The sequence below is a fragment of the Raineyella antarctica genome, assembly GCF_900092135.1.
GTDB lineage: Bacteria > Actinomycetota > Actinomycetes > Propionibacteriales > Propionibacteriaceae > Raineyella > Raineyella antarctica.
In genome coordinates this window covers 131,164-151,851 of sequence record NZ_FMYF01000002.1, presented here as the reverse complement: position 1 = coordinate 151,851, position 20,688 = coordinate 131,164, and the positions used below count along the sequence as shown (strand labels likewise).

Annotated in this window: 24 protein-coding genes and 1 tRNA gene; 16 read left to right on the top strand and 9 right to left on the bottom strand. The window is 69.8% G+C overall.

The window, feature by feature from the left end; genetic code table 11:
• Nucleotides 1–46: 46 nt before the first annotated feature.
• From GA0111570_RS03220 to GA0111570_RS03195, 6 genes are all read left to right on the top strand, one after another.
• Complete coding sequence (locus tag GA0111570_RS03220) at nucleotides 47–1,381, top strand: MFS transporter (RefSeq protein ID WP_092606303.1); 1,335 nt, start codon at nucleotides 47–49, stop codon at nucleotides 1,379–1,381.
• 1 nt (nucleotide 1,382) lies between these two features.
• On the top strand, nucleotides 1,383–3,146 hold the full coding sequence (locus tag GA0111570_RS03215; RefSeq protein WP_092606301.1) for an FAD-dependent oxidoreductase: 1,764 nt from the start codon (nucleotides 1,383–1,385) through the stop codon (nucleotides 3,144–3,146).
• Between the two features lie 38 nt (nucleotides 3,147–3,184).
• Complete coding sequence (locus GA0111570_RS03210; protein WP_092606299.1) at nucleotides 3,185–3,895, top strand: GntR family transcriptional regulator; 711 nt, start codon at nucleotides 3,185–3,187, stop codon at nucleotides 3,893–3,895.
• A gap of 130 nt (nucleotides 3,896–4,025) precedes the next feature.
• Nucleotides 4,026–5,264: a type III sulfide quinone reductase, selenoprotein subtype gene (gene sqr / locus GA0111570_RS03205; RefSeq protein WP_092606297.1), complete on the top strand. Its 1,239-nt coding sequence runs from the start codon at nucleotides 4,026–4,028 to the stop codon at nucleotides 5,262–5,264.
• 1 nt (nucleotide 5,265) lies between these two features.
• Nucleotides 5,266–5,580, top strand: coding sequence for a TusE/DsrC/DsvC family sulfur relay protein (locus GA0111570_RS03200; RefSeq protein WP_092606295.1), 315 nt, complete (start codon nucleotides 5,266–5,268; stop codon nucleotides 5,578–5,580).
• 12 nt (nucleotides 5,581–5,592) lie between these two features.
• Nucleotides 5,593–6,228, top strand: coding sequence for a DsrE/DsrF/DrsH-like family protein (locus GA0111570_RS03195; protein WP_092606293.1), 636 nt, complete (start codon nucleotides 5,593–5,595; stop codon nucleotides 6,226–6,228).
• Nucleotides 6,229–6,510: 282 nt separating this feature from the next.
• Here GA0111570_RS03195 and GA0111570_RS03190 read toward each other — a convergent pair whose 3' ends face one another.
• The gene (locus GA0111570_RS03190) at nucleotides 6,511–7,908 is read right to left on the bottom strand and encodes a class II fumarate hydratase (protein WP_092606291.1); all 1,398 of its coding nucleotides are present in this window, start codon (nucleotides 7,906–7,908) and stop codon (nucleotides 6,511–6,513) included.
• A gap of 83 nt (nucleotides 7,909–7,991) precedes the next feature.
• Between GA0111570_RS03190 and GA0111570_RS03185 the strand changes: the two genes are divergently transcribed.
• Nucleotides 7,992–8,312 (top strand): rhodanese-like domain-containing protein, encoded by a 321-nt coding sequence (locus tag GA0111570_RS03185; RefSeq protein WP_092606289.1) that lies wholly within the window; start codon nucleotides 7,992–7,994, stop codon nucleotides 8,310–8,312.
• Between the two features lie 19 nt (nucleotides 8,313–8,331).
• Here GA0111570_RS03185 and GA0111570_RS03180 read toward each other — a convergent pair whose 3' ends face one another.
• Together GA0111570_RS03180 and GA0111570_RS03175 are read right to left on the bottom strand one after the other, a co-directional pair.
• A complete protein-coding gene (locus tag GA0111570_RS03180; RefSeq protein ID WP_217633997.1) occupies nucleotides 8,332–9,048 on the bottom strand; it encodes a polysaccharide deacetylase family protein in 717 nt (238 codons plus the stop codon).
• Entirely contained in the window at nucleotides 9,045–9,905 is an 861-nt protein-coding gene (locus GA0111570_RS03175; protein ID WP_092606287.1) for a glycosyltransferase family 2 protein, read from the bottom strand. Before GA0111570_RS03175 ends, GA0111570_RS03180 begins: the two co-directional genes overlap by 4 nt.
• A 220-nt stretch (nucleotides 9,906–10,125) precedes the next feature.
• On the opposite strand from GA0111570_RS03175, the gene GA0111570_RS03170 reads away from it, so the two are divergent.
• Nucleotides 10,126–10,950, top strand: coding sequence for a class I SAM-dependent methyltransferase (locus GA0111570_RS03170; RefSeq protein WP_092606286.1), 825 nt, complete (start codon nucleotides 10,126–10,128; stop codon nucleotides 10,948–10,950).
• Nucleotides 10,951–11,097: 147 nt separating this feature from the next.
• Here the strand turns inward: GA0111570_RS03170 and GA0111570_RS03165 are convergent.
• The 6 genes from GA0111570_RS03165 to glp all read right to left on the bottom strand — a co-directional run bounded on the left by GA0111570_RS03165 (nucleotide 11,098) and on the right by glp (nucleotide 15,187).
• Nucleotides 11,098–11,173: transfer RNA gene (locus GA0111570_RS03165), tRNA-Ala, on the bottom strand.
• 78 nt (nucleotides 11,174–11,251) lie between these two features.
• Nucleotides 11,252–12,163 (bottom strand): hypothetical protein, encoded by a 912-nt coding sequence (locus tag GA0111570_RS03160; protein ID WP_139283127.1) that lies wholly within the window; start codon nucleotides 12,161–12,163, stop codon nucleotides 11,252–11,254.
• A 25-nt stretch (nucleotides 12,164–12,188) separates the two neighbouring features.
• On the bottom strand, nucleotides 12,189–12,851 hold the full coding sequence (locus tag GA0111570_RS03155) for a GNAT family N-acetyltransferase (RefSeq protein ID WP_217634021.1): 663 nt from the start codon (nucleotides 12,849–12,851) through the stop codon (nucleotides 12,189–12,191).
• 47 nt (nucleotides 12,852–12,898) lie between these two features.
• Nucleotides 12,899–13,405, bottom strand: a complete 507-nt coding sequence (locus GA0111570_RS03150) for a MogA/MoaB family molybdenum cofactor biosynthesis protein (protein ID WP_092606282.1) — start codon at nucleotides 13,403–13,405, stop codon at nucleotides 12,899–12,901.
• A complete protein-coding gene (gene moaC / locus GA0111570_RS03145; protein WP_092606280.1) occupies nucleotides 13,402–13,872 on the bottom strand; it encodes a cyclic pyranopterin monophosphate synthase MoaC in 471 nt (156 codons plus the stop codon). Before moaC ends, GA0111570_RS03150 begins: the two co-directional genes overlap by 4 nt.
• A complete protein-coding gene (gene glp / locus GA0111570_RS03140; RefSeq protein ID WP_175557298.1) occupies nucleotides 13,865–15,187 on the bottom strand; it encodes a molybdotransferase-like divisome protein Glp in 1,323 nt (440 codons plus the stop codon). The genes moaC and glp overlap by 8 nt, the downstream gene beginning before the upstream one ends.
• Before the next feature lie 18 nt (nucleotides 15,188–15,205).
• Between glp and GA0111570_RS03135 the strand changes: the two genes are divergently transcribed.
• The 8 genes from GA0111570_RS03135 to GA0111570_RS03100 all read left to right on the top strand — a co-directional run bounded on the left by GA0111570_RS03135 (nucleotide 15,206) and on the right by GA0111570_RS03100 (nucleotide 20,678).
• A complete protein-coding gene (locus GA0111570_RS03135; RefSeq protein ID WP_139283126.1) occupies nucleotides 15,206–15,919 on the top strand; it encodes a 5-formyltetrahydrofolate cyclo-ligase in 714 nt (237 codons plus the stop codon).
• A gap of 79 nt (nucleotides 15,920–15,998) precedes the next feature.
• Entirely contained in the window at nucleotides 15,999–16,313 is a 315-nt protein-coding gene (locus GA0111570_RS03130; RefSeq protein WP_092606276.1) for an FmdB family zinc ribbon protein, read from the top strand.
• A gap of 65 nt (nucleotides 16,314–16,378) precedes the next feature.
• Nucleotides 16,379–17,266 carry a polyphosphate kinase 2 gene (gene ppk2 / locus GA0111570_RS03125; RefSeq protein ID WP_092606274.1) on the top strand — a complete coding sequence of 296 codons (888 nt, stop codon included), beginning with the start codon at nucleotides 16,379–16,381 and terminating at the stop codon, nucleotides 17,264–17,266.
• 140 nt (nucleotides 17,267–17,406) lie between these two features.
• Entirely contained in the window at nucleotides 17,407–18,075 is a 669-nt protein-coding gene (locus GA0111570_RS03120) for an SAF domain-containing protein (RefSeq protein WP_092606272.1), read from the top strand.
• A gap of 302 nt (nucleotides 18,076–18,377) precedes the next feature.
• Nucleotides 18,378–18,635, top strand: coding sequence for a hypothetical protein (locus GA0111570_RS03115; RefSeq protein WP_092606270.1), 258 nt, complete (start codon nucleotides 18,378–18,380; stop codon nucleotides 18,633–18,635).
• Complete coding sequence (locus GA0111570_RS03110) at nucleotides 18,622–18,906, top strand: hypothetical protein (RefSeq protein ID WP_092606268.1); 285 nt, start codon at nucleotides 18,622–18,624, stop codon at nucleotides 18,904–18,906. The genes GA0111570_RS03115 and GA0111570_RS03110 overlap by 14 nt, the downstream gene beginning before the upstream one ends.
• Before the next feature lie 89 nt (nucleotides 18,907–18,995).
• Entirely contained in the window at nucleotides 18,996–19,943 is a 948-nt protein-coding gene (locus GA0111570_RS03105) for an SIS domain-containing protein (protein ID WP_217633996.1), read from the top strand.
• 24 nt (nucleotides 19,944–19,967) lie between these two features.
• Nucleotides 19,968–20,678: an iron-dependent transcriptional repressor DtxR gene (locus GA0111570_RS03100; protein ID WP_092606266.1), complete on the top strand. Its 711-nt coding sequence runs from the start codon at nucleotides 19,968–19,970 to the stop codon at nucleotides 20,676–20,678.
• The last annotated feature ends 10 nt before the right edge of the window (nucleotides 20,679–20,688 follow it).

The window sequence follows — 20,688 nt, the reverse complement described above, 5'->3', positions numbered from 1 at the left end:
GGGAACTAGCATGCTAGCGTCTCAGTACCGAGCCAAAGGAGCTGCCATGACAACGACGCCTGTGCAGATCACCGAGCGGGCGACCGCCCGCCCGAACAAGCCGATGACGGTCGCGATCGCGAGCCTCATCGGCACCACCGTTGAGTACTACGACTTCTTCATCTTCGGGACAGCAGCCGCGCTGGTGTTCCCCCAGCTGTTCTTCTCCAACGCCAGCCCGTTCATGGGAACGCTGCTGTCCTTCGCCACCCTGGGCGTCGGCTTCCTTGCCAGGCCGCTGGGTGGGGTCGTCTTCGGACACTTCGGGGACCGCCTCGGTCGCAAGAAGATGCTGGTGATCACCCTGCTGGGCATGGGGCTCGCCACACTGCTGATCGGCATCCTCCCCACGTACGCCGCGATCGGGATCGCAGCGCCGGTCCTGCTTACCGTGCTGCGCCTGGCCCAGGGCTTCATGGTCGGCGGCGAGTGGGGTGGCGCCACGTTGATGGCCGTCGAGCACGCCCCGGTGGGCCGCAAGGGCATCTTCGGCTCGTTCCCGCAGATGGGCGCACCCCTGGGCACCGCCCTCGCCACCGGCGCATTCCTCATCGCCGCCACCCTGCCCGACGACCAGTTCCTCGCCTGGGGCTGGCGCGTGCCGTTCCTGGTCAGCGCCCTCCTGGTCGTGATCGGCCTGGCCATCCGCCTCACGGTGGAGGAGAGCCCGGCCTTCCAGGCCGCCCAGGAGGAGGACAAGGTCGAGGCCCTCCCCATCGTCACCGCCTTCCGCGACCACTGGCGGGCGATCCTGCTGATCGCCGGGACCTACCTGAGCCAGGGCGTGCTCGCGTACCTGTGCATGTCCTACTTCGTCAACTACGGCAGCAAGGTCATCGGCATCCCCCGCGTCCACGCCCTCAGCGGAGTGCTGGTCGCCGCGGTGATCGCCACGGTGGCGTACCCGGTCTTCGGCTGGCTGTCGGACTATTGGGGCCGCAAGACCATGTACCTGCTCGGGGCGGTGCTGATGGGCGTCAGCGTCTTCCCGGCCATCGCCATGATCAACACCGGCAACTCCCTGCTGTTCGTGCTGGCGATCACCCTCATGTTCGGCATCGCGATGCCGCCGTCCGCGGGTGTCACCGGCCCGTTGTTCTCGATGGTCTTCCCCAAGGAGATCCGCTACTCCGGCGTCTCTGTGGGCTACACCATCTCCCAGATCGTCGGACCCGCCTTCGCCCCCACCATCGCCACCGCCATCTACGGCGCCACCCACTCCTCGACCAGCGTGGGCCTCTACATGGTGGTCATCTGCGCGATCTCGATCGTCTCGGTGGCCCTGCTGCCGGGCCCCTGGGGTCGCCGCGAAGCCGCCCTGCAGAAGCTCGAGGTGCACTGACATGACGATCGACTCGACCACCGACGTCCTCGTCATCGGAGCCGGTCCGTTCGGCGTGACGACGGCCATCGCGCTGGCCCAGCAGGGCGTCCGCGTACGAATGGTGTCCAAGGCGCCCTGGGTGGCCAACTCGCCCCGGGCCCACATCACCAGCCAGCGCACCATGGAGGTCTTCCGGGACCTCGGCCTGGAGGAGCGCGCCAGGAAGGCCGCCACCCCCTGGGACCAGATGGGCGACACGCTCCTCGCGATCAGCCTGGCCGGTCCGGAGATCGCCCGGATGCCCGCCTGGGGCAGCGGCTTCGCCCGGCACGGCGACTACGTACGCAACAGCCCGTGCGAGTACCTCGACATCCCGCAGGACCGGATCGAGCCGGTGCTGGTCGACGCCGCCGGCAAGCAGGGCGTGGTGGTCAGCTACCAGACCGAACTTGTCGACTTCGAGCAGGACGACGAGGGCGTCACCGCCCGGCTGCGGCACCGGACCAGCGGGGTCGAGGAGACCGTACGATCCCGATACCTGGTCGGCGCCGACGGCGCCCGCTCCCAGGTGGCCGAGACCATCGGCCTGCCGTTCGTCGGGCACACGAACCGGGCCGGGACGCTCTACACCCAGTTCCGCTGCGACCTCAGCCAGTACGTCGAGCACCGGCCGAGCATCCTGCACTGGTTCTTCAATCCGGAGATGAACATCGGCGAGATCGGCCTGGGGCTGCTGCGGTGCACCAAGCCGTGGACCGAGTGGATCGCCGGCTGGGGCTTCCTGGTCGAGGACGGGGTGCCGGAGCCGACCGACGAGGAGGTGGTGGAGCGGATCCGCCAATTGGTCGGACTGCCCGACCTGGAGGTCGAGATCTTCAACCGCTCCCCGTGGTTCGTCAACCAGCAGTACGCGACCGAGTACTCCAGCGGCCGGGTGTTCTGCGGCGGCGACGCCACCCACCGGCACCCGCCGAGCAGCGGCCTGGGCCTGAACACCTGCGTCCAGGACGCCCATAACCTGGCCTGGAAGCTGGCGTACGTCCTGAAGGGCGACGCCGGACCGGGACTGCTGGAGAGCTACACCCCCGAGCGTGCCCCCGTGGGTCGCCAGATCGTGCTGCGCGCCAACCAGTCCCGGCTGGACTACAAGGCGCTGCGCGACTGCCTGGACACCAGCGGCGACGCGGACCCGGTGACCAATGCGCTGGCCAACCTGAACGCCCCCACCCAGGAGGGCGTACGCCGACGCGAGCAACTCGAGGCCGCACTGCAGCTCAAGGAACACGAGTGGAATGCCGAGGGCGTGGAGAAGAACCACCGCTACACCTCGACCGCGGTGATCCCCGACCCCTCGCTCCCGGAGGAGGTCTGGGAACGGGACCCGGAGCTGTACCACCAGCCCACCACCCGTCCGGGCGCCAAGCTGCCGCACGCCTGGCTGGTCGACCACCACGGGCTGCGCGTCTCCACCCTCGACGTGGTCGGCAAGGGCCGGTTCACCCTGGTCACCGGCCAGGCCGGGGAGGCGTGGCGCGAGGCGGCCGACCGGCTAGGCCTGGACTTCCTCGACGTCGTGCTGGTCGGCACCGATCCCGACGCCCAGGACCCGTACCACGACTGGCACCGGCGCCGCGAGATCCACGAGGCGGGTGCCCTGCTGGTCCGTCCCGACCAGGTCATCGCGTGGCGCTGCCCGGAGGCGGTCTGGGACGCCGAGCAGGCGCGTACGCTCCTCGCCGAGGCGGTCGACGCGGTCCTCGACCGGCCCCGGACCGACCACTGAGAGTCTCGGGTGCAGGGGTGAACGATAGGATCCAGCGCATGTTCCCCCCTGCAGGCCGAGGCTCCGCGATCGGCGGTCGACTGGCCCGCCAGGTCTACGAGCAGCTCAAGGCGGACCTCCTGGCCGGGCGGTACTCCGCCGGCGAGGCGATCACCGTGGTCAAGCTGCGCGAGGAGTACCAGGTCAGCAAGCAGCCGGTGATGGAGGCCCTGCACACCCTGGCCGCGGACCGGTTGGTGGAGATCCAGCCCCAGGTCGGCGTACGGGTGAGCAGCTTCTCGCCCGAGGACGTGGCGACGTTCTTCTGGATCTTCGCCCGCACCGAGGGAGGGATGGCCTACCGTGCGGCCCTCACCCGGACCGACGCCCAGCTCGCCGAGTTGGACCAGTTGTGCGACTCGATCGACGCCCTGCCGGGCGCGACCGACGACTCGGGCCGGTCGGCGCATGTCCCCCAGAACCGGGCGATCCACACCCTGATCCACCGGATGTCCGCCGCGCCACTGGCGGCAGACATCAGCCAGCGCCTCTGGGACCTCAGCGACTTCATGATCGCCACCCACGGGAGCGGCTTCAGCGGGCACCTGGCCGAGCGCAACCGCGGCCACCGCGAGGTCCTCGACGCGATCCGCCGGCGCGATGCCGAGGGAGCCGAGGCGGCGATGACCCGGCACATCCTGGACTCACCGCTCGCGATGCCGGCGGGCTCACCCGCGGTGCCGCCGGGGTCGTACGACACCGCCCGGTAACCCCCGGGTGCCGCCTGCGTTGACCGCCCACAGGAGGTCCGACCTGTGTCACTCCCTGCATGACCCTTCTCACACCACTGATCTACGGCGACTGTAGTAATCCCATACCCGTATGGGTATCGTCGTAGGCATGAGACGCCTCCTCATCCTCGGTGCCGGCACTGCCGGCACGATGCTCGCGAACCACCTGCGTCGCGAGCTCGCAGACAACGAGTGGTCCATCACCATCGTGGACCGCGACAATGCCCACCAGTACCAGCCGGGCTACCTGTTCATCCCCTTCGGGATGTACAAGCCGCAGCAGGTGACCAAGCCGCGCACCCACTACCTCCCCAAGGGCGTCGACTTCATCCAGAGCGGCATCCGCAAGGTGCGCCCCGAGGAGAACGAGGTCGACCTGGAGAACGGCCAGGTGCTCGGCTACGACTGGCTGCTGATCGCCTCCGGCACCCAGCCGCGCCCCGACCTGACGCCCGGCATGGCCGACGGCTCCCTCTGGCACAAGAAGGTCTTCGACTTCTACACGCTCGAGGGCGCCACGGCGCTGCACGATGCGCTGGAGAAGTTCGAGGGCGGCAAGCTGCTGGTGCACATCACCGACATGCCGATCAAGTGCCCGGTGGCCCCGCTGGAGTTCGTCTTCCTCGCCGAGGACTACTTCCGCAAGCGCGGGATCCGGCACAAGGTCGACATCACGTATGTGACGCCGCTGGACGGGGCGTTCACCAAGCCGGTCGCCTCCCGCGAGCTCGGCAACCTGCTCACCGAACGCTCGATCCGGCTGGCCTCGGACTTCGCGGTGGAGAGCATCGACAACGACCGCCAGGTCATGGTGTCGTACGACGGCCGCGAGCTGCCCTTCGACCTGCTGGTCACCATCCCGCTGAACACCGGGCAGCAGTTCGTGTTCGACTCAGGTCTGGGGGACGAAAGTGGTTTCATCCCGGTCGACAAGAAGACGCTGCGCTCCACCACGTACGACAACATCTTCGTACTGGGCGATGCCAGCAACATCCCGACCTCCAAGGCCGGTGCGGTGGCGCACTTCGCGGTGGAGACCTTCATCCCGAACTTCCTGGCCCTCGTCCAGGGCAAGCCGATGCCGAACGAGTTCGACGGGCACGCGAACTGCTTCGTCGAGTCGGGTCGCGGCCAGGCGCTGCTACTGGACTTCAACTACGACACCCAGCCGCTGACCGGGACGTTCCCGCTGCCCGTCGTCGGGCCGATGAAGCTGCTGGGCCGCTCCCGGATCAACCACATGGGCAAGCTAGCCTTCGAGCAGATCTACTGGCGAATGCTGATGCCCGGCCACAAACTGCCCGTCCCGACGCTGATGTCGATGGCCGGCAAGCACGAGGAGAAGTGACGTGCCCACCAACACCCTGAAGGACCGTACGTTCCAGGTGAACGACGAGGGCTTCTTCACCAATCGCGACGAGTGGAGCGAGGATCTGGCCACCGACCTGGCCCGGTTCATCGACATCGAGATGGACGAGGCGCACTGGGCCCCCATCCGCTTCATGCGCGAGGACTCCGCGAAGACCGGGGTCACCCCCACGCTGCGCAGGATGCAGACCGTGGGCGGCTTCGACATCAAGGAGCTGTACCGCCTCTTCCCCGGAAAGCCTGCCAAGAAGATGGCGTGGCTCGCCGGCCTCCCCAAGCCCGTCGGCTGCGTCTAGGAGATCCCCACCATGACTTCCACAACAGCGGTGGACATTCCCGCCGGCTTCATCATGCCGAACTTCGGTCCCCGCTCCGGGGCCACCACGACGACCACGACGGCCACCGGCGAGGTCGTCGCCGGGGGCGCCCCGGCGTACGCCGGGCCGCGCAAGATCGCCTTCATCTGCTCCAAGGGCAACCTCGACATGGCCTACCCCGCGCTGATCATGGGCAACGCCGCCCTCAGCGAGGGTGCCGAGGTGCACATCTTCTTCACCTTCTGGGGCCTGGACATCCTGAACACCAAGCTCAACCACAAGCTGCGCTACACGATGACCGGCAACACCGCGATGCACATGCCCGAGCTGGGCAAGATCAGGGCCGGGGCGGAGCACCACTCGCTGCCCCAGCAACTCGGCGGCCTGCCCGGCATGACCACGCTCGCCACCCGACAGATGAAGCAGATGATGGAGGCCGAGGACATCCCGGAGATCCCGGAGTTCCTCGACATGATGGCGGCGGCCGGCGCGCACTTCTACGCCTGCAAGCTGACCTTCGACATGTACAAGATGATCGAGGCGGACCTGCACCCCGCCTGCGAGGGCGTGATCTCCGCCTCGGACTTCATCGTGATCAGCGAGGGCGCCCAGGTCATCTTCGTCTGAGAGCCGCCTCGAGCTCGCCCGGGTCCCGCCTTGCGTGGGCCCGGGCTTCTCGCGTCGCCCAGGTTCCTCGCCTGAGGTCGCGTCCGGGCCGGTTCCACTTCTTGATCGTGTACCGCAGACAGTGCACGATCAAGAAGTGGAGCGCCCGCGGGCGCGAGCCACCACGAATCCGAGCAACGCGGACCTCGACAGCAGCGCCGGGGACGGCGCCGAGAGCCCCGGACGGCGCCGAAGCGTACGGGCGGTGCCCGGCCCGGCCCGCCCCGGCGTGCCAGGAGGGTCCTACTGCGGGCGCTCCGTCATCGCCAGCACGTCCAGCGCCGAATCGAGCTGCTCCTCCGTCAGCATCCCCTGCTCGACGAAGCCCTGCTCCAGCACCACTTGGCGGATCGTCTTGTTCTCCTTGAGCGACAGCTTCGCCACCTTGGCGGCGTTCTCGTAGCCGATGTAGCGGTTCAGCGGCGTGACGATCGAGGCCGAGGACTCGGCGTACGTACGGCAGCGGTCGACGTCGGGCACGATGCCGGCGACCGTACGATCCGCGAAGACCCGCGAGACGTTCGCGAGCAGCCGGATCGACTCGAGCAGGTTGTTGCCCATCATCGGGATCATCACGTTGAGCTCGAACACGCCGGTGGTGCCGGCGAACGCCACGGCCGCGTCGTTGCCGATCACCTGGCCGCCGACCTGGATCATCGCCTCGCACAGCACCGGGTTGACCTTGCCCGGCATGATCGAGGAACCGGGCTGCAGGTCGGGCAGGTGGATCTCGGCCAGGCCGGCGCGCGGGCCCGACCCCATCCAGCGGATGTCGTTGGCGATCTTGATCAGGGACACCGCGATCGTCCGCAGCACCCCGGAGGCCTCGACCAGCGAGTCGCGCGCGGACTGCGCCTCGAAGTGGTTGCGGGCCTCGGACAGCGGCAGGTCGGCGGTCCGGGCGAGCTCGTCGATCACCCGCGGCGCGAAGCCGGGCGGGGTGTTGATCCCGGTGCCGACGGCGGTGCCGCCAAGCGGCAGCTCGCAGACGCGGTCCAGGCAGCTCCAGATCCGCTCGATGCCGAAGTCGACCTGGCTGGCGTACCCGCCGAACTCCTGGCCCAGCGTCACCGGGGTGGCGTCCATCAGGTGCGTACGCCCCGACTTCACCACCGTCGAGAACTCCTCGGCCTTGCCCGACAGCACGGTCGCGAGCCGCTGCAGCGCCGGGTACAGGTCGTGCTTGAGCGCCGACCCGACGGCCACGTGCACCGCGGTCGGGAACACGTCGTTGGAGGACTGCGAGGCGTTGACGTGGTCGTTCGGGTGCACCGGGGAGCCAAGGGTACGGGTGGCGAGGGTCGCGAGCACCTCGTTCATGTTCATGTTCGAGGAGGTGCCCGAGCCGGTCTGGAAGACGTCGACGGGGAACTGGTCCAGGTGGCCGCCCTCGATCACCTCGTCGGCGGCGTCACGGACGGCCAGCGCGATCGACGGGTCGAGGACCCCGAGCGCCTGGTTCGCGCCGGCGGCGGCCTTCTTCACCCGGGCCAGCGCGACGATCAGGGCCGGCTCGAGGGTGCTGCCCGAGATCGGGAAGTTCTCCACCGCCCGCTGGGTCTGCGCCTGGTAGAGGGCACGGGCGGGAACCTTGACCTCGCCCATGGTGTCGTGTTCGATGCGGAACTCGGTCTCACTCATGGGACCAGTCTCTCCCCTGGTCCCCCTCCCGGCCAGCACCCCGGGGCTTCCGCGTACGGCCGGACCCGGCCTACGCTCGGGACATGCCCAAGCAGATCGATATCGCAGCCTTCGCCGAGGCGTACGCCGCCGGTGCGCCAGTGGTCGACGTCCGTGAACCGTACGAGTACGAGCAGGCCCACCTGCCCGGCGCGAAGCTGATCCCGCTCGCCGAGATCCCGGCTCGCGCCACGGAGATCGACCCGGACACCACCACGTACGTGCTGTGCGCGGCCGGGATCCGCTCGCTGCGCGCCGTCGAGGCGCTGGAGGCGGCCGGCTACGACGTGGTCAACGTCGAGGGCGGCATGAACGAGTGGGCAGCCGAGGGGCGGCCGTACGAGCAGGGTCCGGTCCAGGGCTGAGCCGGTCCGACGTAGGCCTTCACCCCAGCGCCAGGAGCTCGGGCACGGTGACGAACTCGTACCCGGCGTCACGGAGCCGATCGACCGTCAGCTGCACGGCGCGGACCGTCTGGGTGTGGTCGCCCCCACGGATGTCGTAGCCGTCGTGGAAGATCAGGATCTTCCCCGGAGACGCACGCCCCAGCGCCCGGCGCGCGGTCCACGCGGCGGGGATCTGGAACGGCTCGAATTCGTGTGCGAACTCCCCCGAGACGGGGGTGAGCCCCTGTTCCCGGAGGGTCCGGAACAATCCCCGTGAACGCCACAGCCAGGGCGGCCGGTAGAGCGTGGGCCGCTGCCCGGTGATCTCCTCCTGCAGGTCCTGGGTACGGAGGATCTCGTCGGCCATCACGGAGTCGCGAAGGCAACGCGTGAAGTCGTGGCTCCAGGAGTGGTTGCCGATCTCGTGCCCGTCAGCCAGCAGGCGCCGGGTGGCGTCCGGGAAGGCCTTGACGTTCAGCCCCACCTGGAAGAACGTGGCGTGGACGCCCCGCTCCACGAAGAGGTCCGCCAGTTGCGAGGTGTAGGGCTCGTTGGGACCATCGTCGAAGGTGAGGGCGACGACCCGCCGGTCGGTCTCCACGTGCCAAGGGAACGGCCCCAGGCGCTGCGACCAGGAGGACATCCTGACCCAGTAGGTGAGGGCGGCGGCAGAGAGGGCGCCGGCACCGACGCCCATGCCGGCAGCCGTTCTCACGTCGACGACTCGTCGCGCCGACGCGGGGCGACCAGCATCCGGCGTCTCCTCGGAGCCGGCAGCGGGCCAGGATCGGCTCGATGCGGGACCGGGACAGGGGACGGGGTCCTGATGGCCCGGTAGGTCCCGATCACCCGGCGCCGCGCCAACTTGTTCACCACGTAGCCGCCGACGTAGTAGTAGAGCATGGTCACGACGAGGCCGTGGAGCATCCCGGCACTCATCCGGCGAGGAGACGTCACCACCGGATTGTCAGCGTCCCAGACGAGACGGCCGTGGGGCCGCAACTGGCGCAGCACATCCAGTTCATCGCCGCCCTGGCTCATCTGCGTGTCGTAGCCACCGAAGGCGGACCGTCGGAAGGCGAGGTTGGCCGCCGAGACGTAGCTCAGGCGTCCGCTCACCCTCTCGATCACCGTCACCAGCCAGAAGAGCCACCCGGTGAGGACACGTCCCCACGCCGGGCCCTCCCGGAAGACGGGGGGCCCGGCCACGGCGACGACGTCGTCCGCCGAGGCGAAGTGCCGGTCGATGGTCGAGAGCCAGTGGGGCGGATAGATGGTGTCCGCATCCACGGAGACGATGATGGTGCCGGTGGCCCTGGCGAGGCCGGCCTGGCGAGCGTTGCAGACCCCCGGTGACGGTTCGTGGACGACGACGGCATCGTGAAGGGCCGCGATCCTCGCGGTGGCGTCGTCGGAGTTGTTGTCGACCACGATGATCTCGACAGGCCCGGCGAAGTCCTGCCGACTCAGCGAGTCGAGGCAGTCCCCGATGAACAACTCCTCGTTGTAGGCCGGAACGACCACGCTGTAGGACCGCGGCTCCCGTCGGATGTCAACGATTTCGATGCTCACGTCCTAACGCTAGCGCGATGCTCCATGCATCCAGCGGCCGGAGGCCGTCGGGACGACTCGAGGACCACCCGGGATGTCGGGATGTGCACCATCCCTTCCGGCCGGGGGCTCGCCCACCACGGCGACTCTGCGGATGAGCGGCGCGGCACGACGGGGAGTCTTCCCAGAAGGTTGCGATCCTACGGTCGACCTCATGGCGACGCGGTGTCATAATAATTCCATGAGCCAGGTCTCGAGGTTCTACAGCGGCCCCGGTGGGCTTGTGGGGGCCATCAGCGCCGCCTTGGACGCGGCCGGTCTGGACCGTCGGACTCTGCGGCCGGCCGACCTCGCGCCGGTGGACGAGTTCCACATCCGTGGCCGTGCCGCATCGCTGGAAATCGTCGAGGCCCTCGCACTCACTGCCGACTCCCACGTGCTGGACCTGGGCAGCGGGTTGGGCGGGCCCGCACGGACGCTCGTGGAGTTGACCGGATGCAGGGTGACCGGCGTCGACCTCACGCCAGAGTTCTGCGAGGTGGCGACGGCGCTCTCGGAGTGGACGGGCCTGTCCGAACGCACCGACTTCCGCGTCGGGGACGCAACGGCTACCGGACTTCCCGAAGCGGCCGTCGACGCGGCGCTCACCCTCCATGTCGCGATGAACATAGCCGACAAGCCGGCGCTCTACGCCGAAGCCTTCCGAGTGCTCCGGCCCGGCGGCAGGTTCGTCGTGTACGACGTTCTGCAGGGCGAGGGCGGCGACGTCCGCTACCCGGTGCCGTGGGCGACCGACCCGTCGATCAGCTTTCTCGCCACGCCCGAGGAGATGCGCGAACTACTCGCAGCGGCCGGCTTCCAGGTCATCTCGGAAGTCGACTCGTCGGAGGAGAGCCTGGCTTGGTTCCAGCAGGTGCGCGCCCGGATCGAACGAGACGGACCACCACCGGTCAGCTTCGCAGCCTTCCTCGGCGACGCGTACGGGCAGATGGCGGCCAATCAGGTGGCCAATCTCGCCCAGCGACGGATCCGCACCGTCATGTTCGCGTGCTCCCGACCCTCCTGATCGTCCCCCATACCGGGGACCACCTCAGGCCCATCACCTCGACACACGACGAAAACGGGCGTCCCGAGCAACTCGGAACGCCCGCCTCAGGGGTTCAGTCCCTCGCCGACCTCTGTCCTGGGGTCACGAGTCCGAACATCTTGAATCTGGTGGAGCATAGGGGATTCGAACCCCTGACCTTCTCATTGCGAACGAGACGCGCTACCAACTGCGCCAATGCCCCAGTCAGGCGGACACCGAGGTGTCCCGACAGGTTTGGGAGTCTAGCACCATCCGCGAGCCAGTCCCAAACCGCTCGGTCTCACTCGCCCACGGCCCGCAGCCTCGGCCGTCGGGAGGCCCGCTCGATGGCCCGTGCGTCGAGTTCGCCGACCCCGGCCAGTTCCCCGTCACGGCCGTCGGCGGTGACCGGCAGGTCGCCCTGGGCCTGGTCCATCGCGGCGTTCAGGCCAGGGCTGGACAGGTCGATCGTCCGTACGGTCCGGGCCACGATCGGGCGCTGCACGTACGTCTCGGCCGGCACCGGCAGCGGCTCCCACAGCGAGGGGGCGAGGTGGCGGGAAGGCACGTCCTCGAACAACGGACGGCGGAAGGAGACGACGTCGCGGGAGGTCCGGGCTGCTTCGGAGCCGGTCACCTCGGCCGGCGGGGCGCCCTCGAACAGGTCGTCCCGGGTGATCGCCAGGGTGCGCTCCTGGTTGCCGGTGCGCAGTTCGGTGACCCGGCGGTCCATCTCGCGATCCACCAGCACCACGCTGACCCGCAGCGCCACCAGGCCGGCGACCAGCAGGGCACCCGCACCGGTGCACCACCACCAGGACCACCAGCCGGCCAGCGCGCCGACGACGACCAGCACGTCGATGCCGAGCACGCCGGCGATCGCGCGGCGGCGGATACGTACGGCGGCCTGCTCGATCTGGCGGAGCCGGGCCAGTTCGGTACGCCGGGTGAGCCGGGTCGAGAGTTCGGCAGTGCTGAACTGGGCGCCGTCGGCGCCGATCAGCGGCACGGTCGTGACCTGTCCGGTGCCACCGTTGACCAGCGTCGCCGAGGACTTCCCGGAGGGGCGCAGGATCCGTACCGCTCCGCCGATCCGGTCGGCGGGGTCGGGGATGTCCTCCTCCAGCACCCGCGGCACGGACAGGAATTGGGGCACGCCGAACGCAAGCCACGCGACGGCCACCACTGCGATGATCACCCCTGTCATTCCCACGTTCAGAACCGTACGGGGTCGGTCGTTATCGGTCCGTGACCGCGTCCGGAGTGTCGGGCGTGTCGTGTCCCAGTCCAGCGGAACGGTCGGACGCCTCGAGCCGTCCGACCAGGCCGCCGGGCCCGATCTCGTCGGCGTTGAGGGCGTAGACCAGGTGGTCGCGCCAGTCCCCGTCGATGTGCAGGTAGGCCGGGCGCATTCCCTCGCCGCGGAAGCCGAGCTTCTCCACCACCCGCCGGCTGTTCACGTTCTCGGGCCGGATCACGATCTCCATCCGGTGCAGCCCGAGCGGGCCCAGGCAGTAGTCGGTGGCCATCGCCACGGCCAGCGGGATGATGCCGCGCCCGGCCCACCGCTCGTCGATCCAGTACCCCAGCTGGGCCCACTGGGCCGAACCGCGGGTGATCCCGGAGACGGTCAACTGCCCGGCCAGCACGCCGCGGCCGCGCGGGTCGCCCTCGGCGACCGGGTCGTACCAGACCAGCCACGGCAACGTACGACCCGCGCGGGCCTGGCTGCGCAGGTCACCGGCCAGCTGGACGTACGACGACGGGGAGCGGCTCTCGGCGCCGGGCGGCACGGTCGCCTCCCACGGGCCCAGCCAGTGCGCGTTGCGGTCGTGCACCTCGGTCCAGGTGCGCGCATCGCGGCGCCGGATCGGCCGCAGGGCAACCCGCCCGTGGCGCAGCACCGGGATGCCGGAGGCACCGTCCGCGGCGAACCGCAGGTCCGCGTTCACGCGTTCCCCCCGGGATGGTCCCCGCCGCGGATCTGGTCCAGGGCATGTGCCAGGACCGGGCCCAGCACGGACAGGCCGTCCTTCACCCCGCCCCGCGAACCCGGCAGGTTGACCACCAGGGCGTGCCCGGCGATCCCGGCCAGGCCACGGCTGAGCACGGCGGTGGGGACGTCGTTGCCGGTCCCGGCCGCGACGATCGCCGCGGCCAGGGCGGGCACCTGCCGGTCCAGCAACGGCTCGGTCTGCTCGGGGGTCAGGTCGCCGGGCGCCAGCCCGGTGCCGCCGGTGGTGACGACCAGGTCGGCCCCGCCCTCGATCGCCTCGCGCAGCGCGGCCCCGACAGGCGGCCCGTCGGGCACCACCACGGGATCGGCGCAGTCCAGGCCCAGTTCGCGCAGTCCGGCCACCAGCAGCGGGCCGGAGCGGTCCTCGTACGTCCCGGCGGCCGCCCGGGTGGAGCAGGTGATCACCACGGCGCGGTGCCCACCTGCCGCTGGGCTCACCCCTCGCTCCAGTCGCCGCTGCGGCCGCCGGACTTGGCCGCCACCCGTACGTCGGTGATCACCGCGTGCTTGTCGATCGCCTTGGTCATGTCGATCACGGTCAGCGCACAGACCGTGACGGCGGTCAGCGCCTCCATCTCGACGCCGGTGCGCGAGGTCGTCCGGACCGCCGCCTCGACGTGCACGCCCTCGTCCACGATCTCCAGGTCGACCCGGACCGCGCTGATCGGCAGCGGGTGGCACAGCGGGATCAGGTCGGGGGTGCGCTTGGCGGCCTGGATCCCGGCGATCCGGGCCACGGCCAGCGCGTCGCCCTTGGGCAGCGTGTCGTCGCGCAGCGCGGCGACCGCCTCGGCGGACAGCAGCACGGTTCCGCGGGCGGTGGCGGTGCGGGTGGTGACATCCTTGTCGGAGACGTCGACCATCCGCGCCGCGCCGCGCTCGTCCAGGTGGGTCAGGTCACTCATCGTCGATCATCCAGATCTCCACGGGGTTGCCTGCCTCGATCACCTCGACCTCGGGCGGGATGATCACCAGCGCGTTGGCCTGGGCCAGGTCACCCAGCTTGTGGGAGCCCCCACCGCCCATCGGCGCCACGTGCCGGCGCCCGTCCCGGGTGCTCGTCACCACCCCGCGCTGGAACTGCGTCTTGCCGAGCGGGGAGCGGATGATCGTACGGGTCAGCGCGTGGCTGACCGGTCGCACCAGCGGCTGGACGCCCATCAGCTTGCGCAGCACCGGCCGGACGAAGACCTCGAACGACACGAACGCGCTGACCGGGTTGCCCGGCAGCATGATCACCGGGGTGCGGTCCTCGCCGATCAGCGCGAAGCCCTGCGGCTTGCCCGGCTGCATCGCCACCCGGCAGAAGTCGGTCGGCCCGAGCCGGGGCACGACGGCCTTGACCACGTCGTGGTCGCCCTGGCTGACGCCGCCGGTGGTGAGGATGATGTCGGCCCGGACGAGCTGGTCGGAGATCGTCTGGGCGACCACCGAGGGGTCGTCGCTGACGATCCCGACCCGGAAGACCTGGGCGCCCTCGCTGCGGGCCAGGGCGGCCAGCATGAAGGAGTTGGAGTCGTAGATCTGGCCCTCGTGCAGCTCCAGGCCGGGCTGGACCAGTTCGGAGCCGGTGGAGATCACCACCACCCGGGGGCGGGGCCGGACCAGCACCTGGTCGATGCCGATGCCGGCCAGCATGCCGACCTGGCGGGGTCCCAGCCGGTCCCCGATCGAGGCGATGTGGTCACCGACGGCGATGTCGTCACCGGCGGGGCGGATGTTCTCCCCGACCGCCGGGGCGTGCAGGAACGTCGCGGTCACCGAGCCGCGGTCGGTGTGCTCGTACGGCACCACCGCGTCGACACCGGGCGGGACCGGGGCGCCGGTCATGATCTTGACCACGGTGCCCTCCTCGACCTCGGGACCGGCCGGGTCACCGGCAGCGATCGAGCGGACCACCGGCAGGCTGCGCGGCAGGCCGCGGGAGACGCCCTCCAGGTCGGCGGCGTGCACGCCGTAGCCGTCCATCGCGGAGTTGTCGAAGCGCGGCAGGTCCAGGTCGGCGATGATGTCCTCGCACAGGCTCAGCCCGACCGCGTCCAGGATGGTCTGGCCGAAGGCCGGCAGCTCCTGCACCAGCGAGAGCAGGTAGTCGCGGTGGTCCTCCACCGAGCGCAGACCCTCCAGGTTGGGCTCGGGTCGGCGGGGCAGGCCCCGTTCCGGCGCGGTCTGGACGGGCGCCTCGTCGGCAGCCTGCTTCTTGCGGCGGAAGAGTCCCATGCTCCGTAGAATAGGCGAGTGAGCCTCCCCCCAAGCCCCACCCCCGTAGGTCTGTCCGCGACCGACCTCGAGGCGCTCGGCCGGGCCAAGGACATCCTGCGCGATGCGGTGGCCACTCGGCGCGGGATGCGCACCGGTCCGGAGCGCGAGCGCGACGACGGTGCGCGCTTCGGCCACCTGCGCGAACTGCTCGACGGATCGCTCGGTCCGGACCTGGTCGTGGCCGCCTACCTGTCGACCGGCGCCGAGCCCTCCACCCTGGGCATCGTCGAGTGGCTGGCCGAGCACCACGTACGCGTCCTGCTGCCGCTGCTCGGCCGGCGCCGCGACGGCACCCGGCGCAGCGAGCCGGACTGGGCGGAGTTCCGCGGCTCGGACAAGCTGCGGCTGGCGGTCCGGGACATCCCCGAGCCGACCACCCCGGCACTCGGCATCGCCGCACTGGAGCAGGCCCAGCTGATCCTGTGCCCTGGGCTGGCCGCCACCCGTCGCGGGGAACGGCTCGGCACCGGCGGCGGCTGGTACGACCGGGCGCTGGCCCATGCCGGCGAGGAGGCGGTCACCTGCCTGCTGCTGAACGACGACGAGGTGATGCCGAGCCTGCCGGTCCAGCCCTGGGACCGGCCGGTCGACCTGATCATCACCCCCGCCGAGATGACCAACTGCCTGGCCGAGCGTGACGCCGAGGATGGCGCGGACCGCGGGGCGGCACAACCGGACGGCCGGGAATAGCACGAAGGGTTCTGGGCGTTACCCCGGACGGTATTCTTACCGAACGTCCCCCCGTCCCCTGCCCGAGCGAGAAGCACATATGCCGAAGTACCAGTACCACTGCACCTCCTGCGGCCGTGACCTCGAGATCCGCCAGAGCTTCAGCGACCCCAGCCTGACCGAGTGCCCCGAGTGCACCGGTTCCCTGCGCAAGGTCTTCAATGCCGTCGGCGTGGTCTTCAAGGGCTCGGGCTTCTACAAGACGGACAGCCGTACCGGCTCGGCCAGCATCCCGGCCAGGACAGCCTCCGACTCCGCGACCTCGGCCGCCGCCTCGGCCGCCGCCAGCACCAGCACGTCGACCACCAGCGCTGCGACGCCCACCCCGGTGACCAGCGGCGCCGTAGCCGGCTGAGCGATCCGGGGACGCGAGCGCCTACGGCGTCCCCGCAGGCGCTCGCCACCGCCTAGGCTGGCGACATGCAGAACATCCGGGAGTTCATCGACACCCTGCATGCCCAGGGCTACACCGTGCGGGACGACCAGGGTTCGGATCCGGACCTGATCGATCCGGGTGGCTCGGCCGTGGAGACCTGGCGCGAGGACTACCCGTACGACACGCGGATGACGCGTGACGAGTACGACGTCGAGAAGTACCTGCTGCAGATCGAGTTGCTGAAGTTCCAGTACTGGACCCAGGACAACAACCTCAAGCACATCATCGTGTTCGAGGGCCGCGACGCCGCCGGCAAGGGCGGCACGATCAAGCGCTTCCAGGAGCACCTGAACCCGCGGTACGCCCGCGTGGTCGCGCTGGCCAAGCCGTCCGACCGCGAGACCGGCCAGTGGTACTTCCAGCGCTACATCCGCCACTTCCCCACCAACGGGGAGATCGTGATGTTCGACCGGTCCTGGTACAACCGCGCCAACGTCGAGCGCGTGATGGGCTTCTGCACCCCCGAGCAGTACGAGACCTTCATGCTCCAGGCCCCCACCCTGGAGAACATGCTGATCCAGGACGGCACCTCGCTGACCAAGCTGTGGTTCTCGGTGACCCAGCACGAGCAGCGCACCCGCTTCGCGATCCGCCAGCTCGACCCGGTCCGGCAGTGGAAGCTCTCCCCGATGGACATCGCCTCGCTGGACAAGTGGGAGGACTACACCGAGGCGAAGGAGCAGATGTTCGTCCGCACCGACAGCGACTGGGCGCCCTGGACCACCATCAAGTCCAATGACAAGAAGCGCGCCCGGATCAACGCGATGCGGTTCTTCCTGAACCAGTTCGACTATGACGGCAAGGACTCCGACGTGGTGTTCGCCCCGGATCCCAAGGTCGTCCGCCGCGGCCGGGAGGCCGTCGGGGACTGAGAGCCTTCGCGGACTGACCTTCCGCAGCGATCCGCGCCGAACCTCAGCGCGGGCGACGGCCGGGCTGTGGACGACACGGGCCGGCCGTCGCTGCTTGTGGACAGCTGCCGATCGTACGGCCGGGCGGCCCACCCTCGGGCATGCCACGTCCCGCCGGGGTCGACTCCCCCTCCCTGCTGCTGTCCTGGGCCCGTACGCTGCGCCGGGTCGTCTCCTGGCACCGCCGCGGCGTCGCCGCCCTGCTCACCTTCGCCGCCGTGCTGGGCGGCCTGCGGGCCGTCTCGGCGCCCGAGGCCCCCGGCACGCCGGTGGTCACCGTGGTCGGTGACGTCCCCGGCGGCAGCCCGCTGACCCGTGACCAGCTCACCGTCCGCCAGGTCCCCGCCGCACTCGTGCCCGGCGAGGCGGTGCTGGCGACGGAGGACGCCGTGGGTCGTACGCCGGCCGGCCCGCTCACCGCCGGCACGATCCTTACCGAGGCCGGGCTGGTCGGCCCGGGGCTGGCCCGCGGGACGCCGGGCCGGGTGGTCGTGCCGACCAGGCTCGCCGATGCCGGTACGGCGGGGGTGGTCCGGGTCGGGCACGCGATCGACGTGATGGCCACCGACCCCGGCACCGGCCAGGTCACCCGGGTGGCCTCCCGAGCACGGGTCGCCGCGATCCCGAACGAGGAGAGCGGCGGTGCGCTGGGCGGTTCCGTCCGGGCCGAGGACGTGCTGGTGCTGCTGGAGGTCAGCCAGCCCGAGTCGCTGGACCTGACCCGGGCCGCGGCGACCTCCCGGCTGAGCATCGTGCTCCCGAACGCCTGACCTGCGACAGCATCAGGATTCTCCACCTGATACCTGGGGAAGGTTGCGAGACGTCCACCGACAGATCCCAACGACCCTCTCCGGCGTCCGGAGGGTCGGGCGGCGGTAGAGCCCAGGGACCACGACTCGGGGAAGGCGCCGCCGACGAGCCGGCATGGTGGCGCGACCAGAGCAAGAGCAAGGTCTGGGAAGGGGTGCTGGAAGTCAGGCCGGGCGGTAAGGCACTCCTTCAGGGTGGGCATCGTCCGGGGCGCGGGTGGGCCGGAAAGACCGAGTTCACACCAGATTGGACGCGTGCGGACATGGAGTCGGCAGTAGCCTTCGCCTGGAATGAGCCGGATGCCTTTTGTCAGCGCGGGGACCGCCGAGAGGTTCGCAAGATCGTCCATGGCGTTATGATCGAAGTGCAGGTCTATGGCGATGAGCTTGAGGTGTTCCGCGCAGCTTTTCCCAAGACTGGCGCCGGAGTGGTCAAGAATGTTGGCGGTGGCCAGGTGAAGTCGATGGACCTCGATCGGAGCGCGCTCGAGGAGGAGGGATGGACCCGTGCTCAGCGTTGATGACCAGGCAGATCAACTGGTGCGTGAAGTCCTTCCCGTCATTCCGGTTGCCGATCAGAGCTTCGTGAAGGGGTGTCTGGAAGAAGGTGATCCAGACATGGCCATTGATGATTGCATGCAGTTCAGCCTGATCAACGGCATTCGCCTCAGCGACGGAGTTCTGGACAGCGTCGAGGAAACCGTGCTTCATGCCGGATACGACCGCACGCTCCAGGACCGCACCCTCGGCTGGATCGCCAAGCATCGCGAACGGAATCACGCCGCAGCCTGACATCCGTCCAGCCTCTTCCCCGAGGCGTTCAGGCCTCCTCCGCACCGCGACCCCGTAGGGTGAGGACAGCGACCCGATCCGGAGGTGTCATGAGTTTCTACGTCGACGAGGAGATCTCCTCGCAGCCCGATTGCTGGGAGCGTGCCGTCGCGATGGTGGACGAGGTCTCCGACCTGCTGCCGCGCCCCGGCGAGAGCGTCGCGTACGTCGGGTGCGGCACGGCCTGGAACATCGCCGAGGCGATGGCCAGCCTGCGTGAGGACCACGGCCACGGCCGTTCCGACGGGTTCGTGGCCAGCGAGTTCCCGTTCCAGCGCGAGTTCGACCGGGTCGTGGTGCTGTCCCGCTCCGGTGACACCCTCGACGTGGTGGCGATGCTGCACGAGCTCGGCGGCCGGGTCCCGACCCTGGCGTTCGTCGGCACCGAGGGCTCGACCATCGGCGAGCTGTGCGACGAGCAGATCACCCTGCCCTTCGCGGACGAGGCCGGCTATGCCCAGACCCGGTTCGCGACCAGCGTGCTGTCGCTGCACCGGGCCTGGCTCGGCCACGACATGGCCCCCGTCATCGAGCAGGCCCGCGGCGCGCTGCAGGAGCGGCTCCGGGAGGAGCACGTCTCCGCCGAGCAGGTCACCTTCCTGGGCGCCGGGTGGACGTTCTGGCTGGCGCGCGAGGCGGCACTGAAGTTCCGCGAGAGCTCGGCCAGCTGGGCCGAGGCGTACCCGATGCTGGAGTACCGGCGCGGCCCGATCACGGTCGCCCAGCCGGGGCGGATCGTGTGGGTGTTCGGCGAGGCCCCCGAGGGGCTGGGCGAGCAGATCCTGGATACCGGCGCCACGCTGGTCGAGTCGAGCCGCGACCCCCAGGCGGAACTGGTCGTCACCCAGCGGCTCGCCCTGGGGCGGGCGATGAAGCTCGGCCTCAACCCGGACAAGCCGCGCTACCTGCGCAAGCTGCCGGCCGGCCTGGCCGACGAGGTGCTCGCCTCCGCGATGGCGGCGCACCGGGCCCGCACCGGCAAGGGTCCGGAGAGTTAGGTCTGACAGCATAGGATGTCACCTGTGAGCGACCTCATCGACACCACGGAGATGTACCTGCGGACCATCTTCGAGCTTGGCGAGGAGGGGATCGTCCCGATGCGTGCCAGGATCGCCGAGCGTCTGCACCACAGCGGCCCGACGGTCTCCCAGACCGTCGCCCGGATGGAGCGGGACGGCCTGCTCACCGTCCGCAACGACCGCCACCTCGAACTGACCCCCCAGGGCCACGAGCGCGCCATGCGGGTGATGCGCAAGCACCGGCTCGCCGAGCGACTGCTCGCCGACGTGATCGGCCTGGACTGGGAGCTGGTCCACGACGAGGCCTGCCGCTGGGAGCACGTCATCTCCGACGAGGTCGAGCGCCGCCTGGTTGACATCCTCCACGAACCGGTCGACTCCCCGTACGGCAACCCGATCCCGGGCCTGGACGAGCTGGGGATGGCGGAGCCGCACCTGTTCCCCTCCACCAGCAGCCTGTCCGAGCTGATCGCCCACCGGGGCACCAAGGGTGCGAAGGTGCCCGCCACCGTCGCCCGCTTCAGCGAGCAGCTGCAGACCGACCCGCAGCTGCTGCAGACGCTGCACGAGGCCGGGATCGCCCCCGGCAGTGACGTCACGGTCTTCACCGTCCCCGGCGGGATCGCCCTGGTCCCCGAGGGCACGCCCGGCTGCGAGCTCTCCCCGGAAGCGGCCGCCATGGTCTTCGTCTCGCCCCGCCCCCAGACCAGCTGACGGGTGAGGA